This is a genomic window from Marinicella sediminis (genome assembly GCF_002000055.1).
Lineage (GTDB): Bacteria > Pseudomonadota > Gammaproteobacteria > Xanthomonadales > Marinicellaceae > Marinicella > Marinicella sediminis.
Genome location: NZ_MVBD01000008.1, coordinates 1 through 12,733, shown reverse-complemented (window position 1 = coordinate 12,733; position 12,733 = coordinate 1). Strand labels below are relative to the sequence as shown.

Below are 12,733 nucleotides of genomic sequence, written 5' to 3'. Positions count from 1 at the left end.
ATTCTTAACATCTTAAACGCCCTCTGACAGACTTCAAAACTCATCATCCAGAATATACTTCTTCAGCATCACCTCACCCAGCTTCCAGGCTTCCGTCCATTCTGCCTTCGGCGCTTCAAAGATCGCCATATACAAAGACCCGGTGGTGTCATTGGCTGCCAACACCTGATGAACAATGATAGGTATTTCACCAGGCTCATTGTTTTCATAACGAATCAAAGCACCTCTGAACAAGCCCTGTTTCAATGCGGTCTTGCGGATGAGCTGATGATGTTCGTGAGCTGATAATTCCTCCACCATACGCTGCACAAACAATGAAGGTTTGATGCCTGATTTGCTGGATAAATTGCTGATTCCAATTAAAGTGAACCCGGTTTCAAATATTCCACCGTCACTGACTTTTTCTTTGGAGATGGCATAGGTCACCCCATCATCGGTCTCGCCTTTGTGCACATGCCAGCCATCAGGTTTTTGCACCGCAGCCATAATCTCTGGCATGCGCTGCCAGCTGAAACCCTCATGAGGTGCCGGTAAATCCATGTCATTGGCTGGCACCCTTTGAGTGACCTGAGTTTCTGAGCCAGCAGATGAACTGACCTCAGCCAATGGCTTCAGCGGTGTCTGATCTTTCTCTACAATGCTGACACTGTCGAAAATCCGGTCCAGCACAACTTTGGATTCCGCATCGACGTTGACATCAATACTGTGCAGGTCCAAAGCAATCACTCCATCCACTGAACTGAGGTAGCGGTTTCTCACCGGAATTGAACCTCTCTGGTATTGGTGCACATAGGTAAACCCACGCGCTTTACCAGCCAAAGGCTGTAAGACAATGCGCGGTTCATCACTCTGAACCCTGATCAACTGTATCAGTCTTTGTTGCAATTGTCCGTCACTCCAGTCCTGATCCACTTTACCCACATCGATGGTCAAGAGTTCAGTGATGTCTTCCAGGCCACGCACCACGACTGTCATCTGATTGGATTGTTCTCCCTGTCGCTGGCGCTGCACCGAAGCCACCCATTGCTCAGGCAACTCCACCACCAGCTCACCCACACCCATCAATGGAATCCGGTGGGTCACCCACTGATCAGAACTGGCATCTTTCAATATACCCTGGCCGAACTGCTGAAACCGCTTCGGTAATTCAATGTAGCTGTATTCTGCTGCATGGCTGGGATAAACCGATTGATCTTCACTGATTTGATAAGTGAAATTTTTCACCACTTCATTCAATTCAGGGTCCGGTTCACTGATCTCACTGAGCACTTCCAACGCCTGTTCCTGCTTACCAGACAGGTATAAATAGTGAGCCAATTCCAGATAATAAGCTGTGGACTTCTGCCCGGTTTTAGCCCACAGCGCCAAGGCCTTACCTGATACAGACAGCTGTCCCGACAAAGAGGCCCTTTGAGTCAGTTCCATCAACAACTCTGAGATGTCTTCTTCCGGCTGTATACGCATCAGCTTTTCAGCTTGTGCAATGGCCTGATCAAACAACCTGGCACTGATCATTAAGCTCAGGTTATGTTTTTCATAAGCTGGCTCTTTGGGGTTAAGTGCATAGGCCCGGTCACAGGCAATCATGGCCGATTGTAGTCTTTTAACCTCACCCAACGCCAGACAGTAAGCCATCCAAACATCGGAATCTTCGGGTTGCTCAGTGGTGGCCTGCTCAAAGAGCATCACCGAGTCCAGTAATTTACCCTCTACAAACGCAGCCAATCCTGATTCGTAAGCTGTCAGATCCTGTGTGTCCTCTGCGGGAACACCCCGCTCTATGGTCATGCCCCGGGTCAGAAACACAAATGCATAACCATGGTTCTGTGCCATGTAGTTATTACTCAGTAAAGTAAATTTGATCAACAGACCATCACGCACCAAAAATCCGGCAGTGGTGTATAAGTACTCACCCGGAGGATAGTTTTTCACGCCCAGTAAATTCTTATCGGTATAACGTTGGTACATCCCGAAACCATCATCCAGCTTAATCTTTTGTGGATTGAAATGTTGTTCGGCTGAAGTGGGTCCATAATAACTGTGCCGCTCTTTGACCAGATCCCGGATCATGGCTTCATTCAATGCATCGGGTGATTGAGGCCGCATCACATCAATCAGCAGCGAAATGGGGGTATCTCCTTCGTCATCCCGTAGCTTGATGTGCAAAAAATCGTCACTGTGTTCCTTGCGAAACACGCGCCACCATTCAAATGCAGGAATGCTGACCAGAACATCCCCCATCCGCGCTTCCAGCACCTTAAGCGAATCCTGAAAACTCGCCTGATCCTCCACACCTTTTTGTTCAAGCATTGAATCACCCGCTTCCACACAAGGCGACTCCTGGTAACTGATCGCCCCACCAGGCTGAACACATTTATGAATGGACCGGGCTAAGACCGGCGGGAAATAAAAGACTGTACTGAATAAAATCAGCTTGATAAATGAACGAAACATATCGACTCCCTGTTACTTGAATCCTGAGAATCTGATTATGCCATAAGTGTAGCTTTTCCAACTCCTAAAATTACTGATAAGGTTATTAATGATTTCTTATTCGGTTCGTGAATAACTAAAAATCATACACATGCTCCAGCACAATGTCCTGCTCATTTAATGCCAGTAAAAGCTGATGCAAATGTGGCACCGGTGTCACCAGGGCCACCCGTTGTCGTTGATCATCGGCGGGGATGGGCTGGGTGAACACCCGTTGTACCAGTGGATCCTGCATCTGCCAACCGCGGTCGGTCAGCACACTGAGCAGGATTGCTGAATCATTTCCAGCTATTTCAGCAAACACCCCACCCTGCTTGGCCAGCGACATTGCCGCCTGTCGAAATGGGCGGTACCGTGGCAGGTATACCAGGTGTTTATCTGTTGAAAAACTCGCGTTGACCTGGAATGCAGACAATTGATCCAGGCTCAGACCCGTCACCACCACTGCGGTGGTTGGGGCTGCCACACCGTATAACTCCCGGGTACCCAGTCCAATCAGATAGCCATAAGCCGCTTTGACCATCAGCTCAGAAGTCAGCACATAACGCCGCTCCAGTTTTCTGAACATATGACCACCCCACCACGGAGTGTCTGACCACAACTTACCCAGTTGAGCTGTGAAGTCGAACAAGTACCAAGGTGATTCATGAATGAAATGCACATAGTCTTGCATGTATTGCTGATTGAACTGGTCCTCGGCGGTCACTGGCTTGACGGTATCAGTGATGCGACCGATCACCAGCTCATAAGCCTGCCTGAGCCAGTACTCAATGGTCGAACTGACACCGATGACTTTGATCATCATGTGATATTCGGCATTGTGGGGAAAATACTCTTTGATCTGCTCATTGATCACCGCGTAACTGCCCCAGATTTGACTGACGTGGTCAGTAAACGGAAATTGGGTTGCGGTGCGTCTCTTGAAGTCTTCAGCCTGTTCGGCCGGGCTGTGGACCAGAAACCATTCAGGAAAGGTCAGAAACGTCTGATCAGGCGGACGGCGATCCTCCTCAGGTGTCAACGGCTGCTCCAGATTCTGAAGCCAGTCCGGGTTGATCACCAATCCGGCACCATTGGCCACGGTCAGAGACTCATCTTTTTTTAACTGGTAAGTCACAACTGCCAGAATCAAAGCCACTACAGTCAACAATCTCAATCGGTTCATCATTCACTCCCTGATAAAAGCCATCAACACATTGTCAGAAGGGTCTTTGTGCTGTAAAAATCGATGCTTGTGGTCCCTGAAACCATGCGCCTCAAGCAGCCTCACCCAATAATCCACACCTTGAAAATTCCGGTATTCTGCGGCATTGAACGCCCAGTCCTCACCAGTCCCAAGATTAAACACGGTGTGTACCAGGGAGACAAAAGTCTTCATCTGTTCACTACCAGCATCGTGGTCTCTAAGGATGAACAGCCCACCAGGCCTGAGCGAACGATGAATCGATTGGACAAACTCATCAAGCTGCTCAAGCGGACAATGATGCAAGCCAATGTAACAACTGATCACATCCAATGACTGAGGTTGAATCACCGCAGGATCAATTGGCTGATAATCCAGCGGTATATGTGTTCCAAACTTCCTGATGCCACCACGCTCAAAAACCTCACCTGGGGAATGGTCCGGCACCTGATCGCTCATCAGATAAATCGGCTCATGAACCGTCACTGATTTCCTCAAGGCACTGACATATCGACCGGTGGAGCCGATCTCCAGATAACCATTAATGGCGGTGCGCTTATCCAGCAGATGCAGGGTTTGGTCTGCCATGACTTGCTTTTGTTTTTTCAGCGCCGGTAAACCATAAGTCAGATCAGCCAGAAATGGCTTGATCGATGGCAGTTGCTGGCGAAGTGCGTTATAGATGTCTTCATCGGTCTCATGCTGATTGACGTGTTGGTCGATCAGGTGGTGAAAACGGTCTTCCGGATAAAGCCGGAACACCACCTGCAGGAATCGATAAAAAGCATCCTTTTGTTCTGTGTCATTGAACACCGCCCTGAATTCAGATGGTCCCATGGCTTCACCTGTTGGTTGGTTATTGGGTTGATAATATTGATCCCACAACACATTTCGGAAGCGGTAATCAGGATCCAGCCTGTCTTTCAGGTGGAATAACTCCTGAGCGCGGGGATAAGCCCGATGAAACTGCTCATCAGTGGCATGTGGCTGGTAGGGCAAATAGTAACTGCCTCCACATGCAATCGCCGCATCGATCAGCTCACGGGTCCACACCGCCACCCGGGCCTTGGCATTCTCACGGGTGCGCTGTTTGTAATACACCACAAAAGCATACACCTCTCCAGGTGCCCAGGCCAACAGACTGCCAGAATCAGGCAGGGCATGACGGATTGAAATGTTCACCACATTGACCCGGTGTCGATGAAAAACCTCGCTCATTAATGGGTTGAATTCATCAAACCTGTCCACCGGCACAAAGTACTCCTGCAACACATACGTGCGGTGCCTGCGGCTTTCAGGCTCCAGCTCAAACACATCATAGCCGGCCTCGTAATTGCGCCAGTGCACCTTTTTGCGTGCATACAGCAAAGGATCGAGCAGGTACCGTCGGACACGATGACCGCTGTAGGTTTCGGTGAACAGCCAGAAGAAAGACCGCTCCAAAGGATACGCCCCCTGCAGCGGCATCAACCGGGAACTCACAGTGGGTTTTCGCCGCGTCTCAGACCATGTCACCGCATTGATCTGTTTAAATTCAGGTGGATACATGTCGCCATTGTGAAACACCGCAGTTTGATCATGCCTGACTTCGGACTTAAACATGGCATGATAATCATCGGTCGCCAATCGTTTTGAAGTGCGTTCCACACGCACATTGTCGGCCAGCTTTAACTCAGCCCCGATGATGATCCCGAGTGCATTGTAACCACCAATGACTCCGAAAAACACCTCACTGTTTTCATCCGGTGAAGCGTGCACCACCGAACCATCGGCCAGCATCACATCCACCGATTTGACCGACAAAATCAAAGGCCCCAGACCCACATAACGGCCATGCACATTGACACTCAGTGATCCACCAACGGTGAAATTGGCATAGGTCTGCATGATCATCACACTCAGATCATAGGCATCCACATGTCGTTGAATGTCACACCAGCGCACACCGGGTTCGACGCGAATGGTTTTGTCATCCGCTGAAAAATCCAGAATCCGGTTCATCGCCCGCATGTCCAAGTGAATGGTCCCGGCACTGGCGGTCTGACCACCCATGCTGAAATGCCCGCCTCCCACAGATATAGGCTGTTCAGTCGAGGTTAACAGCCCGCGGATTTGTGCCACAGAATTTGGTACCACCACCTGTGAGACCAGGACAGGATTCAGGCCTGTGACATCATTGACTATGCGCTCTCCTGATTTCAGGTGTTCGATCTCACTGACCGCATCCACCGTCAGGTATTCATCCACCGTGCCCGGCTGCAAGCCATAACGATTACGTACCGCCCGGCCTTTTTTCAACCCCAACACCAGCAACAACAACAATGGCCCCAACACAGGGATCACCACCAACAACAACCAGCGGCCGGATACATTCAGGTCATGAAATCGCTTGGCCCCGCTACAGAACAAAGCCCAGAACAACAACGGGTACAAAGTCCAGGTAAAGGCAAAACCAAACCAGGCATCAAAGGCATTGAACAAGACATAAAAAGACAGCCAGATAAAAAGCTGCAGGTTCCAGAAGGTCAGCCGATCAATCCGCCCCTTGCGGGTGAACAATAAATAACTGACAGGTAAACTTTTTTCAAAATCCATAACATCCCTCCGTGAATCCATTCTAACCCAAGCCAAACGCAAAACAACGGTTGGGCAACGCACTGATCACATCATTCGTCTTTGGTGCTGTATTTGTATACTGCCCAGTCTTGTTCTATGCACAGAGGCAGCTAGTAAATGACATTAACATCACCCATTCCCACAGCAAGAAACCATTTACTCACTTTCCATTAGGCTTATGCAACTTTTTGTTTTTGGCCCTTTCCCAAATTGTCGCGATTAACAAGGCAACGACAAGCAAACCTATCAGTACAGTAAGAAAAAAAAGAAATCCTAATTGCAGATAACCATTTCCCCCACCTGATGCAAATGATAAGCCGGAGAAGCGGGTTAGTAAGATGACAACAATTAACCTTATAAAGGGTCCTCTCTTAAGGACTTTGTCTGTTTCAATCAAAACCACTTTGTAATACCAGTACATTAATCGCGATTTAAATTATCCGTATAAACCCGATGCTTAATTTGCTTGGCCAAACTGTACATGTAGTCTTTCAGTTGGTATGAATTGAACCGATTTTGAACATTCTTGTATTCACCAATAACCATATTGGCCATTAACTCGGTTTCTTTGTTTTTGTCTTTGTTTCGTGACAGCCTGAGTAAGGCTATTTGCGGTTCATATGGAAAGTCCTGAGCCATTTCATTCAGCAAGGCTTCAAACTTTGCTTCGTCTTTTTCTGCCAATAACAAGCTGAGTGCATAGTTGGGTAGATGGTATTTTTTCCAGCCGAGCCGGTCAATTTCCCTGAGTTTGTCTTCATCAGTTTCAGAGTAGATAAATGCCAGGATGTCGAGGTTCTTGCTGTGTTCGTTCTCATTGAACACCCGCTCTCGCAGTTCACTTTCAAACCGGCTCAATAATTCATCTGTCTTAACGATCCCTTGTTTTGAGAGGTAAAAAATCAAGTGATACATCAATACATCAGATTTTGGCAGTGAAGATGATTCGTTCCAAAGATTGCTCTCATCCAAGAGCTGCAACATGTCTTCTTTGGACTTATCTAACTTTTCCAGATGGGTCATCACAACCAGCTTTTGATATTCATCATCACTCAGCATCTTGCTGGCCAAGGTCATGTCAGAGACCAGGTGTTTTTCATTGACATCGATGTTCCACCAATCACGCCGCCAATTTAAATCCATGCTGATCAGTTCAGGAAACAAGTCAGTTTCATTGCCTTTGATGATTTTATTCAGCAGCTTTAACCGAAGGGAAAAATAAGGCTCGCCTTCATACATTGAAAAAATGGCTTTCTCTATCGAGATATGATTATCACCATGATCTGCAGCAATCCAGGAATCAATCGCATCGCTGTATCTGCCGGTTTTCAGATAACACTCAGCGCCCCTGGCTCTGGCCGTGGCATGGGTGGCACCAAAATCAGACTCAAAAAAGCGATCATAGTATTTAACCGCATCAACACAATTGTCTCTGGCGTGTTCTTGAATGGCTCTTTCAAAGTGAATCGCAGGATTGTCTGGCAACAACTGCTCAGCTTTTTTCATGAAATGTACGGACAGCTCTGGATACCCACCGAAAAACATATTGCCCAGCACAAAGTAGTCCGTAGCGGTCTTGTCCTGTTCATCCACTGCATTTTTCAGTAGCTCATTCAATTCATCAATTCGCCCAGTATCCCCATAGTTCTTCCATACCTTTGGCAGAAATCGATTGATAAACCGCCGCTTTTTCATGAAAATCCGGAAAGTATTCAAGAATGTCAAAGGCTTGTGCTGTAGAGGACAGAAGAGCTGTAATTAAAAACAGTGTCCATTTGAAATGTATTGATTCCATTTTTTCTCCCTTATTTTGGTTTGGACCAATGTTTGTTTGAATTAACTCGAATTACTTCATAAAGGTCCATAAAGTAATCAACGCATGAATTAACCTGCCAGGTACTCCCTCATCGTTTTAAAAACCCAAATCCAAGATACTGAGTATGCAAAAATTAAATATAAATTAAATTTTGGCAGGTAGCTCGTAAACAATTGACAAGCCAATTCACAAATCAAAATAATCGGAAATATAAAATATAATGGAAAAACCACAATCATTAATATTCCAAAACCATAATCAAAATGTGCAGAATTTTTTAAGAAAATAGGCACCATCAAAAATACAATGATTGATATTCCCAATAATGCATTTCTCGTTTTTTGATAGCTACTTACTTTCATTTGTCCTTACCCAAAAGTACGAATAATTTTCCTTGTTAGCAACCACTCCAGTAAACTTTAATTGTATTGATAATGTGTGAATATTTTGATCTCTGATTTGGTGTAGCTTATTCGGTACATTTCGAATGATAGGCTTCAGCTAGGTATTGGTAGGTTTCTGATTTTCGATTTTGATCAACTAGCCTTTTATAATATTCAGGTCGTTCAGTTTGATCATGTACTCCAGCTCTTTGACGCTCCACATAAATTAATACAGAATCACCAGAATCGTCCAAATGACATATATCAGCACCCCAGTCCAATAATTGTTTCGTCGTATTCAGAGGGGTGCCTAGATAATGCACTGCCTGAAAAATGCTTCTCCCATCACTGTCTGTTGAATTGATGTCAAAGCCCTGACTCAGAAAGAATTCAAAACATTCAAGCTCATCGCAATAGAACATATAATTTGCACCTGATGGATTCAAATGGTGGATATCACCCCCATTTTCCACCAAATATTTTACTCTCACCAAATCATCGCTGAACAAGGCTCCCTCAATTGCTGTTTTTCCATATTTCGAAACTATACTGATATCAGCCCCAGCTTCAACCAACAATTGAGTCACCTTTAAACTTAATCTTTTTTTAAATTTATGAACGGTGTATGAAGCTGCAATTAATGGCGTTACTCCATAAGGATCTTGATAGTTTACTGAGGCACCGTACTTAATTAATATTGATACAATTTCAGGTCGTAATGTTCTTGCTGCGTGTAATAAAGGTGTCGAGAGCTCGTATTTAAAACTTAAATCTGGATCTAAATTAAACTCACCTAACAATATCTCCATAATATCAGGTCTGTTACTATCTATTATTGAATAGTAATTGTCTATTGTTACAAACGCTCCAGGTCGTCGAAGATACTCCCTGATATCATCTGGATAACCGGTATTAATTATCTTAGTCCTGTCAGATAATTTGGGAGTAACTAAATTATTTTTTGACTTAACCAGCTCTATATAAATAATTGCTATTGAAACAAGGATTAATATGACAAAACCATATTTATATTCAGTCTTCATTTTGAAACCTCTTCTGCACCAGGTTTGTTTTTATTTTCCTCAACTGTATCCGCTCGATTTTCTTCTCAAGTTCACGGATCTTTTGTTGTTCAGAAGTGATGGGCTTGGCTTTAGGGGTGAGTCTTTGCTGCTCACTTCTTAGCTGTTGGAGCCATCTAGCCAGGGTTGAACGCCCCACATTCATGGCCTGGCTGGCCTCCCTGACTGAATATCTTTGTTCAGTGATCAAACTGGCCGCTTCTAATTTAAGTTCTGCACTGAATGTGCGCCTGGTTGGCTTGTTCATTGTTCACCTTCTGTCCCGAAGTCATATCATATATCACCTCTAAGTCGGTGACCAATTTCACTGTACCACTACACCATTACAACACTGTCAGACCGGACAGTGCACTGGGGTATATCACGCCAGTGTCTTTTGAAGATCAAACAGCATAAAATGAAATTATCTCATCCAAGCTGTGGTATCAATTTCGTGGAAAGGTCAGAATGTTTAACTCAAGGTTAACTTATTCAACTTTGGATAATTTGATTGACTACAATTTGACCAATGAAACCTATTACACCAATAACTACAAAGAAGTAATTACTTCGTGATTTAGATTTTTTATTAAAACCAATTATATAAAAGTCCAATAATAAAAATATGAGAGTTAAAACAATTGTTGGAAAATAAATATACAGTAATATCAAAAATCCTATTCCAAAATGACTTCCTTTAGCATAAACATAACCAGAAACTATTAACAAGATAAGGTTAATTAAATATGTTCCATTTTTAATATTCTTTAAATTCATAGTTTTTTATTCATAACTTTGGTTTTATACCGATGCCAATTATATGTTTATTTTCCTCAATTAAAGCTCTTCTTTGTTCTCTCATTGATTGCCTTTCATCTTCAATTCTTTGCATATTAAAGTTTCTTGCATTCCTTGATGAATTTAAAGCTCTACGCTCGATGAAATAAACTAATAACTCTCTAGAAAATCTATTTCTGTTACTTGCAGGATTTGGCAACTCTAACAAATTCCTCAGTTGCTTTTCTGATAAAGTACTCAAGTACTCACTCCAATCATCACTAGCCGAATGACTTTCAGGCCTGAAACTTGAGTATTCAAAGTTTGAGTCGGCATCAAAAATTTCATGCAACCCCTCATAATGCAACTCCTCTTGATCTGGGTAAATATTTGAAAAAGAAAAAAAGCGTGGACAGGCACTTCCTCAGAAATATCATACGTACACTTCATACATTTGCCACAGCTATTTCCAGCTGAATTTCTGAAAATCATGGTTTTAATCGGAGAAAACCATGGGATTGGCAAGGAAATACCAGATTTATGTTGAGGAAACACCCTACTACCATGTGGTAAGTCGATGCGTCCGCAGGGCTTTTTTGTGTGGTGATGATCATGCTTCTGGGAGGTCGTTCGAGCACCGAAGAAAGTGGGTCGTTGAACGCATGAAATACCTGGCGAGATTATTCAGCATCGACATCTGTGCCTATGCGGTGATGTCGAACCATTTTCACATCGTCCTCAAGGTTAACAACAATGCTGATTGGTCAGACAAAAGGGTGTTGATGACCTGGGCTGGGTTGTTTGATTTACCAGGACCCTGCGAACCCTTTTTGAGAGGTGAACCCTTGAGCAAACCACAACTGGATTTCGTGTTTCAAAAAGCGGATGTCTACCGTCAGCGATTAAAATCCATCAGTTGGTTCATGAAGTGCTTGAATGAATACATTGCCAGGCGGGCAAACATCGAAGATGGCTGTACCGGTCACTTCTGGGAGTCCCGCTTCAAAAGCCAGGCATTGCTGGATGAGCGCGCTTTATTGACATGCATGGCTTACGTTGACCTTAACCCTATCAGAGCAGCCATGGCAAAGACTCCTGAGCAATCTGACTACACATCAATCCAGGAAAGAATCAAAGATAAAAACACCAGGCTTATCGGCTTTGGATATGACGAAAATGACCTGCCATTTTCACTGTCTGGTTACCTGGATCTGGTGGATTATTCCGGTCGCGCAATACTGGAAACCAAACGCGGATACATTTCAGAAAACCGGCCTCCAATACTCGACCGGCTGGGCCTTGATCCAGATACCTGGCTTGAAGAACTCAAAGGCTTTAAGTCAGTCGGATTTTCAGCTGTCGGCACAGTGGATCAGCTCAAAAAATTCTGCCAGAAGGTCGGCAAAAAATTCGCTGTGGGCCACCGACTAAAACCTGCTCTGGAATAGCCTAACATCCATAAAAAACCTGCAGATTCTGTCTGCCACCGTCCAACTCATCTGAAATCAGGCAATCTCAAGCAAATTCATCGAAACCGAGCATTCTGGCCTCACATTCGCCTTTTTAACCTATCAAACTCATTGTTTTGCATAAAAAACCAGAACAATTTCTCCAACTGGCTTCTCTAACTATTGCCTGTCCATGTATTTTGATAAATATAATTAATATCACAAAATAATTAGTTAACCTTTTTGTATCAGAAGCCTTTTCATAATATTCAATTGCTTTCTTTTTTTCTAGCGCTGTGTCTGAACTTGAAAAGTCGTCCTTAGTACCAAATTTTCCGTCAGCTCCCGCTGAAATAACCACTAACTCCCCCCCTAATAATTTTAGTTGGAAGTTTTTTTGGCTTACTAAATCAAATATTTCTGTATTTGAAGAATATGGTCCATTCCAGCATGACTCTATTGAATGAATTAACTCGGTTATTTTAAGTGGATATTTTTCACAATCCTCATAATAAAGCTCAGCTGAATAAATAACTTTTTCCATAGGTAAATAAAGTTTAATTTTCCAAGACTTCTCAACTGTGTAACTTAATATTATTGCTACAAGCGTTAATATTTTCATTTAAGACACCTATCTTTTATTTGATAAATATATATGACTTTCTGGTGAAAAAGAGAGTTCCTCTCGAGCTAGGAATGCATCATAATTTGGCCCAGCACACTGTCCATCATCCATAATATAACCCAAACACCCAATATCATGATCCATTCCAAATGCATGTCCTATTTCATGTGCCGGTAGTGGCAACTTCATCGATGTCACTGATGCCGCTGGCATCCGTCAGGGCTACTGGGGCTGGGGTGCCTGCCTGGCTGATTTTAACAATGATGGTCATCTGGACATTTACCATGAAAACGGCTTCAACAACGAAACCCTGGCCGGTGATTTTCATGAT

At 44.1% G+C, this 12,733-nt stretch carries 9 protein-coding genes and 1 pseudogene; 2 read left to right on the top strand and 8 right to left on the bottom strand.

Features of this window, described 5'->3' with window-relative positions:
• Nucleotides 1–33: 33 nt before the first annotated feature.
• The 7 genes and pseudogenes from B0475_RS11700 to B0475_RS17675 all read right to left on the bottom strand — a co-directional run bounded on the left by B0475_RS11700 (nt 34) and on the right by B0475_RS17675 (nt 10,591).
• The gene (locus B0475_RS11700; protein WP_077412050.1) at nt 34–2,454 is read right to left on the bottom strand and encodes a tetratricopeptide repeat protein; all 2,421 of its coding nucleotides are present in this window, start codon (nt 2,452–2,454) and stop codon (nt 34–36) included.
• Nucleotides 2,455–2,569: 115 nt separating this feature from the next.
• Nucleotides 2,570–3,661 carry a hypothetical protein gene (locus B0475_RS11695; protein ID WP_077412049.1) on the bottom strand — a complete coding sequence of 364 codons (1,092 nt, stop codon included), beginning with the start codon at nt 3,659–3,661 and terminating at the stop codon, nt 2,570–2,572.
• Complete coding sequence (locus tag B0475_RS11690) at nt 3,662–6,271, bottom strand: FAD-binding protein (RefSeq protein ID WP_077412207.1); 2,610 nt, start codon at nt 6,269–6,271, stop codon at nt 3,662–3,664. It abuts the gene before it with no gap.
• Nucleotides 6,272–6,712: 441 nt separating this feature from the next.
• Nucleotides 6,713–7,987 (bottom strand): tetratricopeptide repeat protein, encoded by a 1,275-nt coding sequence (locus tag B0475_RS11680; RefSeq protein ID WP_077412047.1) that lies wholly within the window; start codon nt 7,985–7,987, stop codon nt 6,713–6,715.
• Between the two features lie 590 nt (nt 7,988–8,577).
• The gene (locus B0475_RS11670) at nt 8,578–9,534 is read right to left on the bottom strand and encodes an ankyrin repeat domain-containing protein (RefSeq protein WP_077412045.1); all 957 of its coding nucleotides are present in this window, start codon (nt 9,532–9,534) and stop codon (nt 8,578–8,580) included.
• Between the two features lie 43 nt (nt 9,535–9,577).
• A pseudogene (locus tag B0475_RS11665) lies at nt 9,578–9,820 on the bottom strand (transposase); the annotation flags it as partial.
• A gap of 519 nt (nt 9,821–10,339) precedes the next feature.
• The gene (locus B0475_RS17675; RefSeq protein ID WP_157892892.1) at nt 10,340–10,591 is read right to left on the bottom strand and encodes a hypothetical protein; all 252 of its coding nucleotides are present in this window, start codon (nt 10,589–10,591) and stop codon (nt 10,340–10,342) included.
• A 250-nt stretch (nt 10,592–10,841) separates the two neighbouring features.
• Between B0475_RS17675 and B0475_RS11655 the strand changes: the two genes are divergently transcribed.
• The gene (locus tag B0475_RS11655) at nt 10,842–11,777 is read left to right on the top strand and encodes a transposase (RefSeq protein WP_077412042.1); all 936 of its coding nucleotides are present in this window, start codon (nt 10,842–10,844) and stop codon (nt 11,775–11,777) included.
• Between the two features lie 115 nt (nt 11,778–11,892).
• Here the strand turns inward: B0475_RS11655 and B0475_RS11650 are convergent, their stop codons facing one another.
• Nucleotides 11,893–12,399, bottom strand: a complete 507-nt coding sequence (locus B0475_RS11650) for a hypothetical protein (protein ID WP_077412041.1) — start codon at nt 12,397–12,399, stop codon at nt 11,893–11,895.
• A gap of 145 nt (nt 12,400–12,544) precedes the next feature.
• Between B0475_RS11650 and B0475_RS18050 the strand changes: the two genes are divergently transcribed.
• A partial coding sequence (locus B0475_RS18050; protein WP_157892934.1) for an FG-GAP repeat domain-containing protein occupies nt 12,545–12,733 on the top strand: 189 nt, incomplete at its 3' end.